This is a genomic window from Sulfurisphaera javensis, from assembly GCF_041154675.1.
Classification (GTDB): domain Archaea; phylum Thermoproteota; class Thermoprotei_A; order Sulfolobales; family Sulfolobaceae; genus Sulfurisphaera; species Sulfurisphaera javensis.
The window spans coordinates 1,144,715-1,165,298 of record NZ_AP031322.1 but is presented as its reverse complement, the minus strand read 5'-3'; the positions used below and the strand labels follow the sequence as shown (position 1 = coordinate 1,165,298).

Genomic DNA, 20,584 nt, shown 5'->3' with positions numbered 1-20,584 from the left:
AAAATGGTTTCCGAGTATATGAAAGCTTACATTGATAAGTCCCTTGAGCAAGTAAAGGATAAATTACCAAGCAAAGTAATAGAAGATTTAAGGAATGCTCTCTATAATATAGATATAGATATAAATGAATCAGACGTTGATAAAATAATTGATTTAGCCGTGAAAGATTATCAAGAATCCTTAATCGAACCTGGAGAGGCAGTAGGAATAGTTGCAGCGCAATCTATTGGTGAGCCAGGTACACAGATGACATTAAGAACGTTCCACTTTGCTGGGATTAGAGAGTTAAACGTAACTTTAGGTTTACCGAGATTAATAGAAATAGTTGATGCTAGAAAGACTCCTTCTACTCCAATCATGACAATATATCTTACTGATGAATACAAATTTGATAAAGAAAAAGCATTAGAAATAGCAAGGAAAATAGAATATACAAAAATCGAGAATGTAATTTCGTCTATAAGTGTTGATATTACCAATATGTCAATTACCTTACAGCTTGATGAAGAAATGCTAAAAGATAAAGGAGTAGAAGTTTCCGATGTAAAGAAAATAATCTCTAAGTTAAAACTAGGAAAAATAAGAATTGAGGACGTAGATGAATATACTTTTACAATTTACTTTGAAGAAATAGATAGTATTTCTGCATTATTCAAGATGAGAGAAAAATTACTTAACACAAAAATAAAAGGTATTAAAGGGATAAGGAGAGCTATAGTACAGAAAAAGGGAGACGAGTACGTGATAATTACAGATGGCTCAAACCTAGAAGGAGTTATAGGAGTAAAAGGAGTTGATGTAAGTAAAATACAAACAAATAATATTCATGAAATAGCTGAAACTTTTGGTATTGAAGCAGCAAGGGAAGCTATAGCTAGAGAAATAAAGAAAGTATTAGATGAGCAAGGTCTTGATGTAGATATGAGACACATTCTATTAGTAACTGATATTATGACTAGAACTGGAGTAGTTAGACAAATAGGAAGACACGGAGTTACTGGAGAAAAAAGTAGCGTACTAGCTAGGGCTGCTTTCGAGGTTACAGTAAAGCATTTGCTTGATGCTGCTGCAAGAGGAGAAATGGAAGAATTTAAAGGTGTAGTAGAAAATATTATAATTGGCCAGCCTATTAGATTAGGTACTGGTATAGTTGAATTGACCATGAGGCCAAATGTGAGGTGAATAAAATGTCTCAAGTAACAGGCTTTGAAAGTGAACTGAAAACTTTATTAAGAACTGGGAAAGTAATTTTTGGAAGTAAAAAAACTATAAAAATGATAAAGAATGGTAAGGTAAAAATGGTAATAGTTGCTTCTACTTTAAGGCAAGACTTGAAAGATGATATAATTACTTATGCTAAGATTTCAAACATTCCAGTTTATCAATATAGCGGAAGTGCATATGAATTAGGAACTCTTTGTGGAAAACCATTTATGATTTCAACTATAGGTATTATTGATTTAGGCGAATCAAGATTACTAGAACAAATAAAGGAGGGGACGCAATAATTGCCAGAGATTAAACTTACTTCAGAAGAATTAAGATACATGTCTCTTTTTCAAGACGTAACACGTGTAACAGCAAAGGATTGCATTGTTGATGAAGAAAATAACAGAATTATATTTCTTGTGAACCCAGAAAATATGGGAATAGCAATAGGGAAAAGCGGTTCTAATGTAAAAAGATTAGAAAAACTTATAGGTAAGTCAATCGAGATAGTAGGTTATAGTGATAACCTAGAAGATTTAGTGAAAAACCTAATGGCACCAGCAAAAGTAAGAAGTGTAAAAGTAGTACAATCCAACTCTAAGAAAACAGTTTATATTAACGTTGATCCTCAAGACAAAGGATTAGCTATAGGCAAGAATGGTAGAAATGTAAGTAGAGCAAAGTTAATATTAAAAAGATATATGGATATTGATTCTGTGATTATAACTTAAAGGTGTGTAAGATGGCTGGAAGTAAATCACCAAAAGGATTATTTGCAGCTAGAAAATTAAGATTAAAAAGGCTAAAGTTTAGATGGCATCAAAGGAAGTTTAAGAGGAGAATGCTAAGACTTAAAGAAAAGTTTGATCCATTAGAAGGGGCACCTATGGCTAGAGGCATTGTATTAGAGAAAGTAGGAATAGAATCTAGACAACCTAACTCCGCAGTAAGAAAAGCAGTTAGAGTACAATTAGTTAAAAATGGAAGAATAGTTACTGCTTTCGTTCCTGGAGATGGTGGAGTAAACTTCATTGACGAACATGATGAAGTAGTAATAGCTGGAATTGGAGGCACTTTAGGTAGATCTATGGGTGACTTACCTGGAGTGAGATATAAAGTAATTATGGTTAATGGAGTATCATTAGATGCATTATATAAAGGCAAGAAACAAAAACCAGTAAGATAAAATTTTACTTTATGCTTCTTCTCCACTTTTTCTCTCTTGTTTCTCTTGTTCATCAACTAAACTCTTTTTCACATAAATTGGTCTATTGGATACAATAGCTAGGAATACTGCATGACTTGGAATTAACTGTTTTTCAATAATTACTCCATCATATTTGAACTCAACAGTAGCTATATAAACTCCATATTCTTCATTCACATCATTTATAATTACTCTATTAATTATCTTGCTTAATTGATCTTTTATTTCAGAAGAAAATGCAAGAATATCATATATATTTTCTCTCTTATCACCTCTTAATAACTCTTCATAATCTCTCTTTTCCTGTAATCTATTTAATGCAATGACTATTTCTGGTGGAATTTGAAACATTTTAAACTCTCTACCATCTTCTAGATACAGAACCATAGTTGGAATACCGTGAATAGGATAAAAGAATGCATCTACTTTTTCTACTTTTATCAACTCTTCTGAGTTATCCTGGCTCATTATATTATATACTATGTAATAGCACTATAAAATCCTTCATAAACACATTTAAGGAAAAAATAACAATACCAATAAGACAAAAAATGGAGTCCTTTGAAGTCTCATCAATAGACCTAAAAGTATTCGGTAAATGGGACACTAAAGTAGAAGTCAGAGATCCTAGCCTAAAGAAGTATATAGGTTTGATGCCAGTTTACTTACCTCATACCGGTGGTAGGCACGAGCATAGAAGGTTTGGAAAAGCAAAACTACCAATAGTTGAAAGGCTTATAAATAACGTAATGAGACCTGGACGAAATAAAGGTAAGAAAATGTTAGCTTATAATATAGTAAAAACAGCCTTTGATATTATAGCTCTAAAAACAAATCAAAATCCTATACAAGTATTGGTAAGAGCAATAGAAAATTCAGCACCTAGAGAAGAAGTAACTAGAATAATGTATGGTGGTATAGTTTATTATGTTGCAGTAGACGTGTCACCGCAAAGAAGAGTTGATTTAGCATTAAGACATTTAGTAATGGGAGCTAAAGATTCTTCATTTAATAACCCAAAACCAATAGAAGAAGCTTTAGCTGAAGAAATAATAGCTGCTGCTAACAATGATCCAAAAAGCTTTGCAATTAGGAAGAAAGAAGAGATTGAGAGAATTGCATTAAGCTCGAGATAACTTATAGCTAAACTTTTAATGCTTGCCTCGTTAATTATGTGAAAGAGGGAGTAAGATGTCACAAAAGCCTCACCTAAATCTAATTGTTATAGGGCACGTAGACCATGGTAAAAGTACTCTAGTAGGAAGACTTTTGATGGATAGAGGTTTTCTAGATGAGAAAACTATAAAAGAGGCCGAAGAGGCTGCCAAAAAACTAGGAAAAGAATCAGAAAAATACGCATTCTTATTAGATAGGCTTAAGGAAGAAAGAGAAAGAGGTGTAACAATAAACCTAACTTTCATGAGATTCGAAACTAAGAAATACTTCTTCACAATTATTGATGCACCTGGTCACAGGGACTTCGTAAAGAATATGATTACTGGTGCAAGCCAAGCAGATGCTGCAATATTAGTAGTATCAGCAAAGAAAGGTGAATATGAAGCTGGAATGAGTGCTGAAGGACAAACCAGAGAGCACATTATTTTAGCAAAGACTATGGGAATTAACCAAGTAATAGTTGCAGTAAATAAGATGGATTTAACAGATCCACCATATGATGAAAAGAGGTACAAAGAAATTGTAGATCAAGTAGGAAAGTTCATGAAGAGCTTTGGATTTGATATGAATAAAGTAAAGTTTGTTCCAGTAGTTGCACCAACTGGAGAAAATATTACACAAAAATCAGAAAATATGAAATGGTACAATGGTCCAACATTAGAAGACTACTTAGACCAATTAGAGATACCTCCAAAACCAGTTGACAAACCATTAAGAATACCAATACAAGAAGTGTATTCAATTTCTGGTGTAGGTGTAGTACCAGTAGGTAGAGTTGAAACTGGTGTATTAAAGGTAGGTGACAAAGTTGTCTTTATGCCAGTAGGTAAAGTTGCAGAAGTTAGATCAATTGAAACCCACCACACAAAGATTGAGAAAGCAGAGCCTGGTGATAATATAGGTTTTAACGTTAGAGGTATTGAAAAGAAGGATATAAAGAGAGGAGACGTAGCTGGTAGCGTTAACGCACCACCAACAGTAGCTGATGAATTAACTGCACAAATTATAGTTATATGGCACCCAACAGCTGTTAGTGTTGGTTATACCCCAGTAGTTCACATACACACTGCAAGCGTGGCTTGTAGGATAACAGAATTAACATCTAAGATAGATCCAAAGACTGGTAAAGAAGCAGAAAAGAATCCTCAATTCTTAAAGGCCGGTGATGCTGCTATAGTTAAAATGAAACCAATCAAAGAATTAGTAGCTGAGAAATTCAGAGAGTTCCCAGCATTAGGAAGATTCGCTATGAGAGACATGGGCAAGACAGTAGGTGTAGGAGTAGTAATTGATGTAAAACCAAAGAAAGTTGATATTAAATAAAAATATTTTTTATTATGGTGATTTTTATGCCCACCAAAGCAAGAATTAGACTTTGGAGTACAAATATTGATAATTTAAATTATGTTATATCACAAATAAAGACCTTAGCTCAAAAAACTGGTGTTGAGATTAACGGTCCAATACCATTACCCACAAGTAGAATGGAAATTCCAGTAATGAGATTACCTCATGGTGAAGGTAGGAAAAAGTGGGAACATTGGGAAATGAAAGTACATAAAAGGATTATAGACATATCCTCAGATGAAAGAGTAATGAGACAACTAATGAGAGTAAGAGTACCAGATGATGTCTATATTGAGATTGAATTAATTTAATCTACTACTTTTATTATATGCTTATTAGAGGAAAATGTTTTTAATTTGTTTTTACTTAACTAATATTTGCCGGGGTGCCCGAGCGGACTAAGGGGATGGCCTGGAGAGCCATTGGGGGTCTTCCCCGCGCGGGTTCAAATCCCGCCCCCGGCGTTACTCTCTAGTCGTAATAAAGACAATTTTGAAATACATAATGAATATCAACTTGTGTCAGTGATTATATTCACTAAATTATCAATTGGTAGGTTTTGATTAAACGTGTAATTTATGAGATAACTTCACTTGCATTACTTTTCTTCCCTGAGCACTCTTCCTATAAAATCATCGAGTTACTACATAAATGTTATCAAAGCTGATTTAAGGTATCATTGATCTTAATATGAAAGTTAAGACAAAGGCTTCATATACTGCTAGGTCCGATAAGCTTTGAGTCTGCTTTCAGTATAGCCAAAACAGAAGATGGTCTAAATTCTTGAAATACTATCGATTAATGTCAAAATAACTAAGAAAGCTATAGAAATAGTCTTTACAGCAACACACCTGATATGCTTACTTAATAAAGCTACTGTTTCTGGAACGCCCATGTACATGATTGGTCTATACTCATAATTACTTAGCACGAGTGTTGGCTTAAAGACTTTCTGTACTTATCAGAGTTTTCTTTGTTACCTCTTTAAATTAAACATTAATAATTCTACAATAAAATTCATGAATTGATTTGATGTTTAATCTTGTATTTGAGAGATTGAAATATCTTACATTCATTCAAATATGTACTCTTAAGCTTTCAATGAATAAAATAAATATTATAGACTCTTTAATTTTATCTCATGTAATAAAAGTAAGATTACTAAAAATAGCATATATAATTCATCGAGATCACAAGTAATATTTAGATTAAATTTATAAAGAATAACACGACTATTTTATTATGTCTTACGAACAACAACAAAAGCAATTAGAGTATGCTGAACTACAAGGCGATGTTGAGACAACAAAAACCATTTTACGTTATCAAAATCAAACACAATTTTATAACTTTATAAACCAAGAATGGCTCAACGCATTAGTATACACCGCAATAGCCCTTGCGAGATTAGGTCATCAATTTCTCTATCTAACAAATAGCCAAGAAATGAATGAACAAACAAAATGTAATGGTGAAATGCAACAAAAAATAAACCAAGAATACAAGGCAGCAAACAAAGAGTTTATCAAATCTGTCGCACCAGCAATAGCAACAACAAACGATATACTAAGCAATGGATATAATGCTATCGTAAACTCAAGCAATCCTGCTTATGAAGCTACAAAAGATCTCTTCAGACAAGGAGTCCTCATAAAAACAATAACTCCACAAGGCAAACCAATCATGGTTTATATAGGCGGATTATCACCAGACTGGGCTACTGGAAAAGTAAGTGTTTATCAATATGGAGCAGAAAGAAGATTTGACTACAATGATACAATAAGGAAAAACATTGCTGGTAAGAAGATAAATGAAAGAATACTACAAATAGGCATGCTAATTGGCCGTGAAAGAGCAGAACAAGAATTCATAAACCCAGTAAACCCAATACAACAAACCATTTACTCAGCATCAATAATAACATATAAACAGTTCATACAGAATTTGCTCTCTTCAACAGTTCCGATAGTTTCAGCTGGTGCAAGTTATCATTATCAATGTGATTTTTGTAAATCAGTAGCTAGTACTACATCTGGTACAATTCCTTGTTTTACTGAGGTGTTTAATCTTGGTTATTATTTTGGATATCCTAGTTCTGATGTTTTCTTGGGTTTAGGTTCTCCTAATAATCCTTTTGATGACTATTATCGTGGTTCTCCAGTTTATGTTTCTGATGAGAATTGTGGTTCTCCAAGGATAGGTGGTTTTGTTATTGATCTTGGTAATCTAGAAGAGATTTTAAATGATCTAGCTAGTAAGAGTGGTAAGAGTTTAAACGATATCTTACCTAGTGGTGGTAAAGAGTATGTTGATTCTAGTGGTGCTTTCTTTTTATTATCTCCTCCTCGTTCTTGGAATTATGGTGATATTATAAATTGGGCTATGACATATTTAGGTTATGACGAGAAAATGATTAATTCAATGGTTAATTTTGCCATTATTGTAGGGATTTTATTATCTAAATATACGGAGGATATTGCTGATGAGATTGAGGAGTACTTGTATGATGGTTCTTCTTATCCTTGTTTAAATTATGATGAGTGTTATAAGTATTTGGAGAAGGTTATTGATGATATTTATAATGTAATTCAGTCTGAAGCTGGTGAGAAGGAGTTGGAGGCTTTGCGTATTTGTAGGAGTCAAGCTATTGAAGTTAATAACTCTTGTGTTAATTCTTGTTTTAATCAAGTTTATGAAAGACTTAAGAATTTGCCTTATTATACGCAGTGGCATTTAGGTGCGCCAGATGATGAGGGATTAAGAGAAGCTGCTAAAGCACAATGTGAATACATTTGTAGTAAATTTAATATGAGTAAGTATGAGGAATGTTTGAAGAACTTGTATCCTAGAAAAGGACCACATATAGGAGAAATTTAAGCAAAATCTAACTTATTAATTGATGCCAAAAACAGTTTCCACAAAGACGTGAATTTTTAGATACTCTTAATTTTTATACCCCTACTCCAGACGTGAATGATAAATCCCTTAATGGTAATGGGAAGTTCAAGATGTGTCAGTTTCTCTCTCGGGTTTTACTGCGAAAGAGATGGAGAATAATGGTTGGAGAACAATTACTTTGATGCATAAAAGATGAAGATTTATATCCTTAGTAAGTCCGATAAGTTTTTAGCCTGCTCTCTATATCTTCAAAACATAAGATAGTCTAAAACTTTCCTGAAATACTAACGATTAATGTCAAAATAACTCAGAAAGTTACAATAATATATACCTTAACGGCAACCCATTTGCTATGCTTACTTAATAAAACTACTGTTTCCGGAAAGTCTTTGTACATGATTGATCAATGCGCATAATTACCTAGCATGAGTATTGGTCTAAAGACTTTCTGTATTTACTAAGTGCTTTCTTTATACAGCTCTTTAAATCAAACATTAATAATTCTATAATAAAATTCACAAATTAATTTCGGTTAAAAATCTTATATCTAAGAAATTGAAATATATAAGTCTACTTACATTCAAATATATACTCTTAAGCTTTCTTTAAATAAATATTATAGACTCTTTAATTTTATTCTTATAATAAAAGTTGAAATTCGTAAAATGAATGTGAAATTATTGGAAATAGCATATATAATCAATCAAAGTCACAAGTAATATTTGGATTAAATTTATAAAGAATAACACGACTATTTTATTATGTCTTACGAACAACGGCAAAAACAATTAGAATATGCTGAACAACAAGGTGATGTTGAGACAACAAAAAGTATTTTACGTTATCAAAATCAAACACAATTTTATAATTTTATAAACCAAGAATGGCTTAACGCATTAGTATATACTGCAATAGCTTTTGCAAGATTAGGCCACCCATTTCTCTACCTAACAAACAACCAAGAAATGAATGAACAAACAGAATGCAATGGCAAAATGCAACAAAACATAAACCAAGAATACAAGACAGCAAACAAAGAGTTTATCAAATCTGTCGCACCAGCAATAGCAACAACAAACGATATACTAAGCAATGGATATAATGCTATCGTAAACTCAAGCAATCCTGCTTATGAAGCTACAAAAGATCTCTTCAGACAAGGAGTCCTCATAAAAACAATAACTCCACAAGGTAAACCAATTATGGTTTATATAGGCGGATTATCACCAGACTGGGCTACTGGAAAAGTAAGTGTTTATCAATATGGAGCAGAAAGAAGATTCAACTACAGTGGTACAATAAGGAAAAACCTCTCTGGCAAAAAAATAAATAGAAAAGTGTTACAACTAGGCATGCTAATTGGCCATGAAAGAGCAGAACAAGAATACATAAACCCAATAAACCCAATACAACAAACCATATACTCAGCATCAATAATAACATATAAACAATTCATACAGAGTGAATTCTCTTCAATATCTCCAATAGTTTCAGCTGGTAGAAAATACCATTATCAATGTGATTTTTGTGAAACAGTAGCTAATACCACATCAGCTAAAATTCCTTATTTTGTTGAGGTGTTTAATCTTGGTTATTATTTTGGGTATTCTAGTTCTGATGTTTTCTTGGGTTTAGGTTCTCCAGATAATCCTTTTGATGATTATTATCGTGGTTCTCCAGTTTATGTTTCTGACGAGAAGTGTGGTTCTCCAAGGATAGGTGGTTTTGTTATTGATCTTGGTAATCTAGCAGAGGTTTTGAGTAGTTTAGCTAGTGAGAGTGGTAAGAGTCTTAGTGAGATCTTACCTAGTGGTGGTAAAGAGTATGTTGATTCTAGTGGTGCTTTCTTTTTATTATCTCCTCCTCGTTCTTGGAATTATGGTGATATTATAAATTGGGCTATGACATATTTAGGTTATGACGAGAAAATGATTAATTCAATGGTTAATTTTGCCATTATTGTAGGGATTTTATTATCTAAATATACGGAGGATATTGCTGATGAGATTGAGGAGTACTTGTATGATGGTTCTTCTTATCCTTGTTTAAATTATGATGAGTGTTATAAGTATTTGGAGAAGGTTATTGATGATATTTATAATGTAATTCAGTCTGAAGCTGGTGAGAAGGAGTTGGAGGCTTTGCATATTTGTAGAAGTCAGGCTATTGAGGTTGATGAGAACTGTGTTAATTCTTGTTTTAATCAAGTTTATGAAAGACTTAAGAATCTACCATTTTACACACAAATGCATTTAGGTGCACCAGATGATGAGGGATTAAGAGAAGCTGCTAAAGCACAATGTGAATACATTTGTAGTAAATTTAATATGAGTAAGTATGAGGAATGTTTGAAGAACTTGTATCCTAGAAAAGGACCGCATATAGGAGAAGTTTAATAAGCGAGATTTAGCTTATTAAATGTCAGTAACGCTATATCATATGACTGTGTCCATAGCGTTCAGTAATAAATCTTTCGGTCAAAAATTTTGCATACTTATATAAGCGTCGTTACTTAGGCACTAAATTAATATATTTATGCTCTCTATATGAAGATTGAAAGAAAAGATTCTAATTAAATTGCAAAAATATTCTAGAAATAATTAATACCTTTATGACATTGCTATGGGCACACTAATATTATCGAAAATTTATGTTGTGAAAATGTTTATGTATAACAAGTTTAAAAAACAAATTATGTCTACACGAGAGAAAGAATTAGTCTATGCAGAAGAAGCTGGCGATGAAGAAACAGTAGAAAGCATAATAAATAATGAAAACGAGACTCAATTCTCTGGATTTATAAATAAAAAATTGATAGGTGTAATATCAGTTATTGGAATAGCAACAGCACAATTAGGTTTTCCCTTCATGTACTTATTACAAAATCAGAAAGCAAACACCCAAACAAAATGTAATGGTGAAATGCAACAAAAAATAAACCAAGAATATCATAATCGTAATAGTAATTTCATAAAATCTGTAGCACCAGCATTAGCCTCATCTAACACTATTACAAGTGAAGCTTACAATACTATAATCTCCTCACAAAATCAGGCTGAAGAAGCCGTAAAAATGCTTATCAGACAAGGAGTATTAATCAGAACAATTACACCATCAGGAAACCCAATAATGGTGTATATTGGAGGAATATCACAATATTGGGCAGCCGGCAAAGTATCTGCATATCAATATGGGGCAGAAAGAAGACTAAATTATAACAAGAATATAAGACAAAGTATATTAGGAATAAGAATAAATAAAAAAGAAGTACAAATCGGAGTTTTAGTTGGAACAGAAAGAGCGGAACAAGAATGGGTAAACCCAGTCAACCCAGTACAACAATACCCTTACTCAGCATCAATAATAACATACAAAACCTTACTCATTAATCTTTTTGCAAACACCCCGGAAATAGTAACAAAAGGTACTAGAAGTCACTATTATTGTAATGAATGTCTCATAGATAGTGCTGCTGCATCTTCCAAATATCCCTATTTTACTGAGTTATTTAACGTACAAACTTACTTCTCTTCTATGTCTAGTGCCCTCGATAACTATATAGGTTTAGGTGTCCCTGGTGATTCCTTTGACACCTATTATACTGGTTCACCTGTTTATGTTTCTGGAAATGAATGTGGTTCACCAGTAATTTCTGGTTTTGTGACTGATGTCGTTAATGTTTATGATGTGTTAAATGATTTAGCTAAGCTTTCCGGGAAGAATTTTGATGATATTATTTCTCGTCTTAAGCTTAGTAAGGATATGTTAAAATCTTCAGCATTTTTATCTGTTATTCCGCCACCAAATTCTTGGAGTTATCAAGATATATTTGAATGGGCTAAGATGTATTTGGGGTATGATGATAAGTTGATTAATAGTATGGTTAATTTTGCTGTAATATTAGGTATTTTACTTTCGAAGTATTCTGAGGAGATTGCTGATGAGATTGAAGATAGAATATATGATGGTAATAGTTATCCTTGTTTAGATTATAATGAGTGTTATAATTATTTGAGTAAATTTGTTGATGATATTTATAATTTAGTAAAGTCTGAAGCTAGTGAGAAGGAGTTTGAGGCTTTGCATATTTGTAGAAGCCAGGCTATTGAGGTTGATGAGAACTGTGTTAATTCTTGTTTTAATCAAGTTTATGAAAGACTTAAGAATTTGCCTTATTATACGCAGTGGCATTTAGGTGCGCCAGATGATGAGGGATTAAGAGAAGCTGCTAAAGCACAATGTGAATACATTTGTAGTAAATTTAATATGAGTAAGTATGAGGAATGTTTGAAGAACTTGTATCCTAGAAAAGGACCACATATAGGAGAAATTTAAGCAAAATCTAACTTATTAATTGATGCCAAAAACAGTTTCCACAAAGACGTGAATTTTTAGATACTCTTAATTTTTATACCCCTACTCCAGACGTGAATGATAAATCCCTTAATGGTAATGGGAAGTTCAAGATGTGTCAGTTTCTCTCTCGGGTTTTACTGCGAAAGAGATGGAGAATAATGGTTGGAGAACAATTACTTTGATGCATAAAAGATGAAGATTTATATCCTTAGTAAGTCCGATAAGTTTTAAACCATTCCTGCATTACCAATGACCTAAAGGCTCATCGAAATGACTACTATTAAGTCTAACTAATTCACGTTATGAATCAGTAGGAGAATGGATACAAAGTATATAAGATTCAATGAGATTCAACTTCAATAACGCCGTATCACCTAATCAGTAAGCTTTTTAAGGTAGTCAAAGCATATATATGTTGCAGATGCAGCAATACCGGGCTAGAAAAAGTAGTGTGGAATATCTAGAGTGCCGCGGTAGTCTAGCCCGGTTTTAGGATGAGGGCCTGTCGAGCCCTTGACCCGGGTTCAAATCCCGGCCGCGGCGCATAAGGGCGGCATTAAGGCCCTCCTCCTTTTATATAAACAATCTAAAGTATTAGTGCAGTGATACGTTGTGTTATTGTCTCAATCCTTCTTTATTAAGTATACATAACCCTATCCCTTATTCTTCTACGCTGAGATTTATTTATATGGTTAAATTACTTAATCGTTATTAAGGAAACATTTTTTAACAGCATGATAATACCCAAGAATATTCAGAGATAAAGAAGGTCTTTGAGTTTAGAGCAAGTTTATAGGTTCTTTTAAGTTCTTTTCTGGCTTATGATTATTTCAAGTTACTGAATATAATAAGTAACTTATTCATTAGTTACATGATTTGGAGGTTGGATAAAATTTTGTTTGATGTTATAGGTAACTAAGGACATATAAAAATAGAAGGGAAGAAAATTTATCATAGAGAACCTATGATGTACAACTATAACAGATATGAGAACTGTGGTAGTCACGTAAAGTTTTAAATTATTTCTACAGAAATAATCTAAAAATTCATGAACTCATGAAAAAAGTCATTAAGTGATTAAGTTATTCCTTAATTTTTGACTTACGATTAATCAGTACTAACATAGCGTTTACGCGGTCAAAAATTTTGCATACTTATATAAGTAAAGGTATAATTTATTTCTATGATTTTTTCTCTTCATTCAATCGCTCTAAATTTATACTTAAAAGATGACACTATGAAGTTTTTAGAACGTTAGCTAATATTATATTGTAAAACTACTCATTTTATAGTTATGTTTTGTATATCTGTAAAGGACCTAACAAAAAGATATGGTAATGTTATTGCACTTTACAATGTAACGTTTAATATAGAATGTAATGAAAAATGGGCATTGTTAGGACCTAATGGTGCTGGAAAGAGTACAATGTTAAAGATACTTGCTGGATTGATAAAACCAGATAAGGGAGAAGTTAGAATAATGGATAAAGATCCTTCCTCCCCTGAAGTAAGAAAGATTCTAGGTTACTTACCAGAAGACGCAGATCCATTCCCTGGCCTATCAGTAATTGATAACTTGAAATTTGTTGCTTCTTTAAGGGATGTTGATGAAAGTAAAATATATGATTTGCTTGACTTGTTGGATTTACGTCAATATATGAACTATAAAGCTTCTACTCTTTCGAGGGGTAATAGGCAAAAGCTTGCAATAGCTATGGCGATTCTTCATAATCCTAGTTTACTCTTATTGGATGAGCCATTAAATTACTTAGATATTCCTTCTCAAGAGACAGTGATTGATTTGTTTAGTAGACTTAATTCTACGCTTTTAGTTTCTACTCATATTTTATCGGTTGCTGATAGGTTGGCTACAAAGGTTTTAATTATATCGAATGGTACAATTAGATGGATAGGCGATTTCTCCTTATTAAGATCTATGGGGAAAGAGGATGAACCTATAGAGCGTATTGTTGCAAGAATAATTAAGGAGGGAAAGGTTTTTTAATTTTAATAGAAATAATTAGTTTGAGCAAAAGGAACCGAGAATATGAGTATTGAAGACTTAATATCTTCTTCTCTTTCAAGGTATGACAGCTATTATGCCCTTAAAAATATGAAATCTTCAAAGATCTTAATACAAAAATATAGTGGGAAAGAAATAGGTTTTGCTGAATTGAAGAAATATAAGGATATTGGAGCAATATTCTATGTAGGTATATTGCCAAGTTATAGAGGAAAAGGGTTTGGAAAGAAGATAATAGAGAAAGCAGAAGAGGTTTTTATCTCAAAAAAGGTAAGAATTATAGTAGCATCGACTAAAAGTGATAATATTCCTGCAATTAAAATGTTTAAAAGTCTAGGTTATACTCTTTTTAATAAGAAATATGTTAAGAGTACAATTATACAATTACTTGATGCATATGAAGATGATCTAATACTTTGTAAAGAGGTTAGTGAAGAGGCAGATTGTGGAAAAATGATTTTCAAATAAATAATTAAGATAATAGCTTTTTTATTTTTTCTCTTACAATTTTTGCTATCTTTTTACCCATTTCAGTTCCAGGACCAGCAAAATAATTTTCTCCGATTATGCTTCCTACTGCTATTGCATCACTAACAGTACCAGTGAATGGTAAATTTAAATCTCTTAAAGCACCACATTTAGCCTCTGTTAAGGTTCTAACTAAATCTATTAGCCCGTTAAGGTTAAGAGGATAATCTACAAAAACCCCTATATTTATTGTGCAACCAGCGTCCTCTCCGCTTTCTCCAATTCCAGCACTTATAAAGAGTTTTATATTATCGTATGTCTCAAAGATAAAATTTTTAGCTGCTGTCATAAATACAAGGCTTCCTCTTTCTTTATATCTCTCTATATCACTCCAAGGGTTTTTATTACAATAATCTTTACTTACTAATATTAAAACTATATTATTCACATAAGAAATTCCTTCTGGGTAAAGAGCTGAGGATAAAGTTAAGTAGTGTTTTCCAAGATCAAATTTAACAACTCTCATAACTTAAAATAATATTATCATAATAAATTGTTAATATAATGCTGTTTAGGTTATTTCAAAAACTTATTATATAAGGGTTGGAAGAATTAAGTTCTTTGATGAGACTTAAACCTCTAGATTTAAATTCAAGTTAGGGATACTAATCTAATATTATTTCGATATTAAGTAAGTCTTGCTTTCGTTACCTAGCTTTTCCTTGAGTTCATATTTCATTTTTAATATCTTCAGATTTCTTTGTAAGTAAGATATACTAATTTTACTCATAGGCACCTCTTTAAAAGAGTACTCTAAACTGTTAGTTATATATAATTAATTATAATGTCTTTTAAGACAGAAAGCTTTAATATGTTAGTTAATAATAATACATCCGGCGGGATTGAGTAGCGGCGTAGGGTAGCCTGGTTAGCCCGCGGGGCTCATAAGTGGGTAAGTTCTCCACGGTGAGACCCCGAGGTCCCTGGTTCAAATCCAGGCGCCGCTATCCCGCCTCCATTTATGATGACAAAGAGCCGAATGGAATAATGACAGTTTGTGGGCAGCCACTGATGAAAGAGTATATATCTTTTGAAAGAGTTTAGTAAAATGTGAAAGAGAAGAAAGAAAAGAAGACAAGAAAATTACATCCAATGTCAGAGGAAAATTCACGGCTTTTGGATAGTATTGAAGATCATATAAAACGTCAGTTAACTTCTTCTCTTACATCTGATGGTTACAAGACTATAAATGACAAGGTAGATGATACTTTATATATAATTTTTCAAGAGATTGATGCAATTTTAAAGACCCATAACTCTTGGGATGATATAAGTAATCTTTCTAAAATTTATCACTCTTATGCTTCTATGAGATTTTTGTTATCAAGTTTTGTTCCTTTAATCTATTCTTATCTTCAAAAGGATGAATCTGCAATGTATCTTTTTCAATCAATAGCAACGGCAACTGGAAAGCATTATATTAAATCACTTTCAATCGTCGGTGAAAATGATGTAAGTGAGCTTAAAAATGTTATATCTTTCATTCCATTTCTTTCATTTTTAATCGATAATGTTGATTGTGAAAATTCTGGTGGAGGAAACATTCTATGCAGAATTACAGCTAGGTATGCAAATAAGCCCCTTTTAGAAATTATCTCTCAAATTCTAGGTGATATATTATCGGAGTTGAAAGTTTCTTTATCTAAAGTTCAAGTAAGTGAAAATGGTCAATTTGCGATATTAACTTTAAAGGTTAATCAATAAGTTTATTATCCTCTTGTATACAGTTGTATACATGGAAGAAACTTTTGAAGAAAAAAGTAGACATTCGTGCTTTATGAAGGATAAATTGTATAAAGAATTAAAGAACATAGCGGATGAAGAAGGAAGAACTGTTTATGATGTTACTAATATTGCTGTTGATTTATATATTTCTCTATATAGGTCTTTAGGAGATGATGTCAGTTATCTTCAAGTTTATTATAGACTTTTAAAGCATTTAGTTTCTGTAGGAGCTTTAACAATTAATACTTCATTAATTACTCCAGCAGACTTATCTCTCTTAATTTCTAGTTATATATCAACTATTTCTTTAACTGAAGAAGGAAAAATAAATAAATTAATTGGAATATTAGATTTTATAGCCCAACTTTTAAGAGGAGTGAAGGCTAACATGTATTCTTCTCAGTATAAACAAGATGTTATTTATAAATTTGAAAATGAGAATATAGCAAATTATTTCGAGAATTTTTGTAAAAATTTACTAAAAGGGGAATTAACAAACAGTGAAATTACTTATGAAATAAAGAAAAGTGATTTAATGGTAGAAGTGAAGATTGAACAAAAATGAAATTTGTTGGGATTGATCCGGGTAGCAAGACTTATGGTATAGCTATTGTTAGTGAAGTTGGCCTTTTATTATCTTATAAGGAAGTCCTAACCTCAAACATTCCTCATTATTCTCTTTCTTTAGTAAGGGAAATAAGCAAGGAAAGACCGCAGATTATAGCCCTTCCTTCTGGTCACGGTTTACCATTTTATAAGGTAAATAAGATTAGTAATAGAGAGATTTTTCTTTTATCTTTAGCTGACCCAGAAAAGGAAGGACCATTAAGAAACTTTATACGAAGTTCCTTATGGCTTACTAATGCTGTAACAATTCCTAGTGTAATAGAACTTGAAAGTGTTCCAACATATAGGAAAATAAATTTGATAGATATGGGTACTGCTGATAAAGTGGCTTCAGCTTTTTTCTATAGAACTTTATACGATAGTTTTGTTTTAGTTGAAGCTGGTAGTAATTTTTCAGCAATAGTAGTTGTTTTAAACGGTAAGATTATTGATGGTTTCGGTGGTACTATCCTACCGGGTCCTTCATCTGCTGGATTTATTGATGGTGAGGTTGCATATTTATTACATAAATATGCAAAGATTACTAAAGATGTGATTTATACTAATGGAAATTGGGAGAGAGGTAAGGAGTTAATAAGAATTATTGCTGAATGGTATTCATCAAAGTATGAAATACCTATAATTGTTTCTGGAAAGAAGAAACATGAATTGGATTTCGGCAAGAAGTTTGAGGTTAAATTTAAGGAAGCTGCTGTAGGTTCTGCTTATATTGCTAATGCAATAGGTGGTGGAGTTTATAGGAAATATTTAGATATGTTAAAAAGCTCTGGAAACGCTATTTCTTTTGTGAGATTAAAAGGATGGGAAGAGATTATTTCCTTGATAAAGACATTATAATAGGAAAAGATGGAAACATTTACGTTGTTTACTCAAACATTAATCCTTTCGGATATGTTTATGCATATTTGAAATATATTTATACTGGTAAAGGAATATGGAAAGGATATGAAAGAGCATTAAAATATTACGGTGTTCATAATCTTTTGAAAGTAAATCAAGAGTTTGTTTATGAACCTTGCTATAATGTTTCTTTTCCTATAATTTATGAATCAAATGTTTTGAAGCATTTAAGACCAGAAGATAAAATAAAAGAAGTTATTAAAAGTCCCAAAAATATCCTAGAAAATATAGCCTTAGAAATTTATGATAAAATAGGGGTTAGGAATATTGGAATCACAGGAAGTCTTTTAGCTGGTATATCTCATTCTTCCTCAGACATAGACTTTGTAATTTATGGGATTAAAGATGGATTGGATTTTCTAAATTCATTTAACGGTTTTGAAAGAGATGAGGATTGGATTCTAGAGACCTCCAAGAACTATGGTATATCAATTGAAGATGCAAAAGAGTTATATGACTTACGTGTTAGAGGAATCTATAAAGGGGTAAAGTACTCATTTCTATTTGTATACCCTTACCCTTTAAAATACTGTGATAAAGTGTGTAAAAACGTAGGAGAAGGAGAAATTGTAGCTGATATTTCTGATAATACATATTCAATTTTTTATCCTTCTATAGTGGTCTTGGATAATATATCTTTACTTAAAGGTGAAATAACTCCAAAAACTCTAACTTCGTATGAGGGTATATATTCAATGTTATTATTTAAGTCCAAAAGGATTCATGCAAGAGGTATGCTTATGGAATGTAATAATGGTGAGAGTATTCTAATTATAGGTGATAGGAATGTTAAAGGATATGTTAGAAGATTACTGTGAGAATATAAGTTTTCTTCTATCTAGAGCTTCTATTGACGAAGCACTCATTGATAAACCAGGTAATGCATCTAGAGTTAAGGATATTAAGTCGGTAAGTTTTTCCGACCTTATCTACTCAGCGTTAGTCATGAAGGATTTTTATAAAGAAGCATGTAAAATGAGAAGAGAAAAAGAGTATTTTAGTCTGTATAAGTTACTGTATGAAGCAGTAATAGAAAGTAAAAGGCTTAATTTTAATTTCTCGATTTTTGGCACAGCTATGCAATTATTGCCTATTGCTTATTCTTCTTTGTTTTCCTTGAAGGATACTCTTTCAAAAACATCACAAGTTATAAAGGCATTAAATAAGAACGATTCTTACTATTTCTCTTTAACGCTTAAGGAACTAAAATTAAGTTACTTAGGCAAGATAAGTAATATGGATTATACTGAGCTTAAGAAATATGATTTATATTCTGTTCTCCTTAAATCGGCAGAAATCGATAGCTCAGTTAGAAATATGATTTTTGATTACAAATATTCTTTAGAAGTAGTAGAAGAGATTAAATCGAAAGGAATAGAGGAAGGTGTAGTGTATAGTTTTATAAAAATTCTCTGTGAAATCCCAGATGGACTTATATTTAGGAAATATGGTGGTTTTGTTGCTATAGCTGTGTCAAAATATGCATGTGAAATTTTACATAATTATTCTTTAGATTTAGTAAAAAAGTTTGATGAATTTTTAACTAAAAACAATTTCAACCCTGGATCAACAGCAGATATAATAGCTACTGGAATCGCATTATATTATCTTGATGAATGGTATAAGAAGAATAGCCTTAATTACACGGGTACCTTGCAAAGAGGATGTGATCGAATTTCTTAACAGTTTAGATGTTGATGCTATAGTTGGATTAGGAGATGTTGAGTGTCCACAATACATAAGGAATTATTATGGTATATTAGGTGAAATGGAGGATATTACGACTCAAAAATACCTAAGAAAGAATGGTTTATTAGTTGACAAAATCCTGGATCTTTCTACTTCTTTTACCTCAAAGAAAGTAATAACTCATTTTCCGCCTAGATATCCTAGAGGATCTCAGTTAGTGTTAGGACAAATTTTATCTAATTTACCGGAAATCGTACTTCATGGTCATCTTGAGGAGCAGAAGACATATTATATCAATAAAACACAGATAGTTTCTGTTGGCAGTATAGAAAAAGGCTATTATGTAATATATGATGGAGAGAAGTACGAGTTAAAGAGGTGCTGCCATTAAATATGCATCTTCTCCATCGGCATAATAATGTTTTAGGATTTTTACTTCTTTAAAACCTAATTTTTTATACAAGTTTATTGCTGGTGTATTACTTACTCTAACTTCTAAATAAACTTCCTCAGCACCATAAACTTCTTTCATAGCTTTTAGCGATGCTTGGAGAAGTGCAGTACCTATTCCCATTCTTCTATATGGTTCTAGTACTGCTATTGAAACAACATGACCTTTCTTTACTAGTGAAGGTAACTGTTTTAAATTGCTAAATCCCCATTCAATTCTAGGCATAATGTATCCTACAATCTGTCCATCAACCTCAGCAACGTAAAATGCTGCTTCATATTCCTTTAGATGCTCAACAAAGAAGTAATATGGATAATTTTCAGGTAAAGCTAATCTATTAATTTTTATTATTTCATCAATATCAGTAATTCTAGCAATTCTAACCTTAAACTCTTTTCCTTTTTTTGCTTCTGCATATTCCATGATATAAGGTTTTTATCCAAAGTAT

General features: G+C 32.0%; 22 protein-coding genes and 3 tRNA genes. 21 read left to right on the top strand and 4 right to left on the bottom strand.

Going from position 1 to position 20,584, the window contains the following annotated elements; genetic code table 11:
* The first annotated feature begins 3 nt into the window (after positions 1–3).
* Genes rpoA2 through ACAM25_RS06260 form a run of 4 tightly spaced genes read left to right on the top strand, consistent with a single transcriptional unit; the run spans position 4 to position 2,395 of the window.
* On the top strand, positions 4–1,182 hold the full coding sequence (rpoA2, locus tag ACAM25_RS06275) for a DNA-directed RNA polymerase subunit A'' (protein ID WP_369611457.1): 1,179 nt from the start codon (positions 4–6) through the stop codon (positions 1,180–1,182).
* 5 nt (positions 1,183–1,187) lie between these two features.
* Positions 1,188–1,508 carry a 50S ribosomal protein L30e gene (locus ACAM25_RS06270; protein ID WP_369611456.1) on the top strand — a complete coding sequence of 107 codons (321 nt, stop codon included), beginning with the start codon at positions 1,188–1,190 and terminating at the stop codon, positions 1,506–1,508.
* Complete coding sequence (locus ACAM25_RS06265; RefSeq protein WP_369611455.1) at positions 1,509–1,940, top strand: NusA-like transcription termination signal-binding factor; 432 nt, start codon at positions 1,509–1,511, stop codon at positions 1,938–1,940. It abuts the gene before it with no gap.
* 11 nt (positions 1,941–1,951) lie between these two features.
* Entirely contained in the window at positions 1,952–2,395 is a 444-nt protein-coding gene (locus ACAM25_RS06260; protein ID WP_369611454.1) for a 30S ribosomal protein S12, read from the top strand.
* Between the two features lie 9 nt (positions 2,396–2,404).
* Here ACAM25_RS06260 and ACAM25_RS06255 read toward each other — a convergent pair whose 3' ends face one another.
* Positions 2,405–2,884 (bottom strand): bifunctional nuclease family protein, encoded by a 480-nt coding sequence (locus ACAM25_RS06255; protein ID WP_369611453.1) that lies wholly within the window; start codon positions 2,882–2,884, stop codon positions 2,405–2,407.
* A gap of 83 nt (positions 2,885–2,967) precedes the next feature.
* On the opposite strand from ACAM25_RS06255, the gene ACAM25_RS06250 reads away from it, so the two are divergent.
* The 4 genes from ACAM25_RS06250 to ACAM25_RS06235 all read left to right on the top strand — a co-directional run bounded on the left by ACAM25_RS06250 (position 2,968) and on the right by ACAM25_RS06235 (position 5,403).
* Positions 2,968–3,552, top strand: coding sequence for a 30S ribosomal protein S7 (locus tag ACAM25_RS06250; RefSeq protein ID WP_369611452.1), 585 nt, complete (start codon positions 2,968–2,970; stop codon positions 3,550–3,552).
* A gap of 55 nt (positions 3,553–3,607) precedes the next feature.
* The gene (gene tuf, locus ACAM25_RS06245) at positions 3,608–4,915 is read left to right on the top strand and encodes a translation elongation factor EF-1 subunit alpha (protein WP_369611451.1); all 1,308 of its coding nucleotides are present in this window, start codon (positions 3,608–3,610) and stop codon (positions 4,913–4,915) included.
* A gap of 26 nt (positions 4,916–4,941) precedes the next feature.
* Positions 4,942–5,250, top strand: coding sequence for a 30S ribosomal protein S10 (rpsJ, locus tag ACAM25_RS06240; protein ID WP_369611450.1), 309 nt, complete (start codon positions 4,942–4,944; stop codon positions 5,248–5,250).
* 68 nt (positions 5,251–5,318) lie between these two features.
* A tRNA-Ser gene (locus ACAM25_RS06235) sits at positions 5,319–5,403 on the top strand.
* A gap of 311 nt (positions 5,404–5,714) precedes the next feature.
* Here ACAM25_RS06235 and ACAM25_RS06230 read toward each other — a convergent pair.
* Positions 5,715–5,870: a hypothetical protein gene (locus ACAM25_RS06230; RefSeq protein WP_369611449.1), complete on the bottom strand. Its 156-nt coding sequence runs from the start codon at positions 5,868–5,870 to the stop codon at positions 5,715–5,717.
* Positions 5,871–6,181: 311 nt separating this feature from the next.
* Here ACAM25_RS06230 and ACAM25_RS06225 point away from each other — a divergent pair, with 311 nt between their 5' ends.
* The 6 genes from ACAM25_RS06225 (at position 6,182) to ACAM25_RS06200 (ending at position 14,684) form a co-directional block, all read left to right on the top strand.
* Positions 6,182–7,816 carry a hypothetical protein gene (locus ACAM25_RS06225; RefSeq protein WP_369611448.1) on the top strand — a complete coding sequence of 545 codons (1,635 nt, stop codon included), beginning with the start codon at positions 6,182–6,184 and terminating at the stop codon, positions 7,814–7,816.
* A gap of 782 nt (positions 7,817–8,598) precedes the next feature.
* A complete protein-coding gene (locus tag ACAM25_RS06220; protein ID WP_369611447.1) occupies positions 8,599–10,233 on the top strand; it encodes a hypothetical protein in 1,635 nt (544 codons plus the stop codon).
* A 298-nt stretch (positions 10,234–10,531) separates the two neighbouring features.
* The gene (locus tag ACAM25_RS06215) at positions 10,532–12,172 is read left to right on the top strand and encodes a hypothetical protein (RefSeq protein ID WP_369611446.1); all 1,641 of its coding nucleotides are present in this window, start codon (positions 10,532–10,534) and stop codon (positions 12,170–12,172) included.
* A gap of 488 nt (positions 12,173–12,660) precedes the next feature.
* A tRNA-Asp gene (locus ACAM25_RS06210) sits at positions 12,661–12,736 on the top strand.
* Between the two features lie 751 nt (positions 12,737–13,487).
* Complete coding sequence (locus ACAM25_RS06205) at positions 13,488–14,198, top strand: ABC transporter ATP-binding protein (RefSeq protein WP_369611445.1); 711 nt, start codon at positions 13,488–13,490, stop codon at positions 14,196–14,198.
* A gap of 42 nt (positions 14,199–14,240) precedes the next feature.
* Positions 14,241–14,684 (top strand): GNAT family N-acetyltransferase, encoded by a 444-nt coding sequence (locus tag ACAM25_RS06200; protein WP_369611444.1) that lies wholly within the window; start codon positions 14,241–14,243, stop codon positions 14,682–14,684.
* 4 nt (positions 14,685–14,688) lie between these two features.
* Here ACAM25_RS06200 and ACAM25_RS06195 read toward each other — a convergent pair whose 3' ends face one another.
* Positions 14,689–15,210, bottom strand: coding sequence for an adenosylcobinamide amidohydrolase (locus ACAM25_RS06195; protein WP_369611443.1), 522 nt, complete (start codon positions 15,208–15,210; stop codon positions 14,689–14,691).
* A gap of 382 nt (positions 15,211–15,592) precedes the next feature.
* Between ACAM25_RS06195 and ACAM25_RS06190 the strand changes: the two genes are divergently transcribed.
* The 7 genes from ACAM25_RS06190 (at position 15,593) to ACAM25_RS06160 (ending at position 20,076) form a co-directional block, all read left to right on the top strand.
* A tRNA-Met gene (locus ACAM25_RS06190) sits at positions 15,593–15,691 on the top strand.
* Between the two features lie 103 nt (positions 15,692–15,794).
* A complete protein-coding gene (locus ACAM25_RS06185; protein ID WP_369611442.1) occupies positions 15,795–16,448 on the top strand; it encodes a hypothetical protein in 654 nt (217 codons plus the stop codon).
* A gap of 31 nt (positions 16,449–16,479) precedes the next feature.
* Positions 16,480–17,034, top strand: a complete 555-nt coding sequence (locus ACAM25_RS06180) for a hypothetical protein (RefSeq protein WP_369611441.1) — start codon at positions 16,480–16,482, stop codon at positions 17,032–17,034.
* Complete coding sequence (locus ACAM25_RS06175) at positions 17,031–17,933, top strand: DUF1464 family protein (RefSeq protein ID WP_369611440.1); 903 nt, start codon at positions 17,031–17,033, stop codon at positions 17,931–17,933. Before ACAM25_RS06180 ends, ACAM25_RS06175 begins: the two co-directional genes overlap by 4 nt.
* Positions 17,897–18,814: a nucleotidyltransferase gene (locus tag ACAM25_RS06170; protein ID WP_369611439.1), complete on the top strand. Its 918-nt coding sequence runs from the start codon at positions 17,897–17,899 to the stop codon at positions 18,812–18,814. Before ACAM25_RS06175 ends, ACAM25_RS06170 begins: the two co-directional genes overlap by 37 nt.
* On the top strand, positions 18,783–19,679 hold the full coding sequence (locus tag ACAM25_RS06165) for a triphosphoribosyl-dephospho-CoA synthase (RefSeq protein ID WP_369611438.1): 897 nt from the start codon (positions 18,783–18,785) through the stop codon (positions 19,677–19,679). The genes ACAM25_RS06170 and ACAM25_RS06165 overlap by 32 nt, the downstream gene beginning before the upstream one ends.
* Positions 19,663–20,076 carry a hypothetical protein gene (locus ACAM25_RS06160; RefSeq protein WP_369611437.1) on the top strand — a complete coding sequence of 138 codons (414 nt, stop codon included), beginning with the start codon at positions 19,663–19,665 and terminating at the stop codon, positions 20,074–20,076. Before ACAM25_RS06165 ends, ACAM25_RS06160 begins: the two co-directional genes overlap by 17 nt.
* Here ACAM25_RS06160 and rimI read toward each other — a convergent pair.
* The gene (gene rimI / locus ACAM25_RS06155) at positions 20,056–20,559 is read right to left on the bottom strand and encodes a ribosomal protein S18-alanine N-acetyltransferase (protein ID WP_369611436.1); all 504 of its coding nucleotides are present in this window, start codon (positions 20,557–20,559) and stop codon (positions 20,056–20,058) included. The two genes, ACAM25_RS06160 and rimI, sit on opposite strands and share 21 nt — an antisense overlap.
* Positions 20,560–20,584 lie beyond the last annotated feature (25 nt).

Coding starts and splice junctions, on each gene's coding strand:
- rpoA2 (WP_369611457.1), top strand. CDS start 4: ATGGTTTCCGAGTATATGAAAGCTTACATTGATAAGTCCCTTGAGCAA.
- ACAM25_RS06270 (WP_369611456.1), top strand. CDS start 1,188: ATGTCTCAAGTAACAGGCTTTGAAAGTGAACTGAAAACTTTATTAAGA.
- ACAM25_RS06260 (WP_369611454.1), top strand. CDS start 1,952: ATGGCTGGAAGTAAATCACCAAAAGGATTATTTGCAGCTAGAAAATTA.
- ACAM25_RS06255 (WP_369611453.1), bottom strand. CDS start 2,884: ATGAGCCAGGATAACTCAGAAGAGTTGATAAAAGTAGAAAAAGTAGAT.
- ACAM25_RS06250 (WP_369611452.1), top strand. CDS start 2,968: ATGGAGTCCTTTGAAGTCTCATCAATAGACCTAAAAGTATTCGGTAAA.
- tuf (WP_369611451.1), top strand. CDS start 3,608: ATGTCACAAAAGCCTCACCTAAATCTAATTGTTATAGGGCACGTAGAC.
- rpsJ (WP_369611450.1), top strand. CDS start 4,942: ATGCCCACCAAAGCAAGAATTAGACTTTGGAGTACAAATATTGATAAT.
- ACAM25_RS06225 (WP_369611448.1), top strand. CDS start 6,182: ATGTCTTACGAACAACAACAAAAGCAATTAGAGTATGCTGAACTACAA.
- ACAM25_RS06220 (WP_369611447.1), top strand. CDS start 8,599: ATGTCTTACGAACAACGGCAAAAACAATTAGAATATGCTGAACAACAA.
- ACAM25_RS06215 (WP_369611446.1), top strand. CDS start 10,532: ATGTCTACACGAGAGAAAGAATTAGTCTATGCAGAAGAAGCTGGCGAT.
- ACAM25_RS06205 (WP_369611445.1), top strand. CDS start 13,488: ATGTTTTGTATATCTGTAAAGGACCTAACAAAAAGATATGGTAATGTT.
- ACAM25_RS06200 (WP_369611444.1), top strand. CDS start 14,241: ATGAGTATTGAAGACTTAATATCTTCTTCTCTTTCAAGGTATGACAGC.
- ACAM25_RS06195 (WP_369611443.1), bottom strand. CDS start 15,210: ATGAGAGTTGTTAAATTTGATCTTGGAAAACACTACTTAACTTTATCC.
- ACAM25_RS06180 (WP_369611441.1), top strand. CDS start 16,480: ATGGAAGAAACTTTTGAAGAAAAAAGTAGACATTCGTGCTTTATGAAG.
- ACAM25_RS06175 (WP_369611440.1), top strand. CDS start 17,031: ATGAAATTTGTTGGGATTGATCCGGGTAGCAAGACTTATGGTATAGCT.
- ACAM25_RS06170 (WP_369611439.1), top strand. CDS start 17,897: ATGGGAAGAGATTATTTCCTTGATAAAGACATTATAATAGGAAAAGAT.
- ACAM25_RS06165 (WP_369611438.1), top strand. CDS start 18,783: ATGTTAAAGGATATGTTAGAAGATTACTGTGAGAATATAAGTTTTCTT.
- rimI (WP_369611436.1), bottom strand. CDS start 20,559: ATGGAATATGCAGAAGCAAAAAAAGGAAAAGAGTTTAAGGTTAGAATT.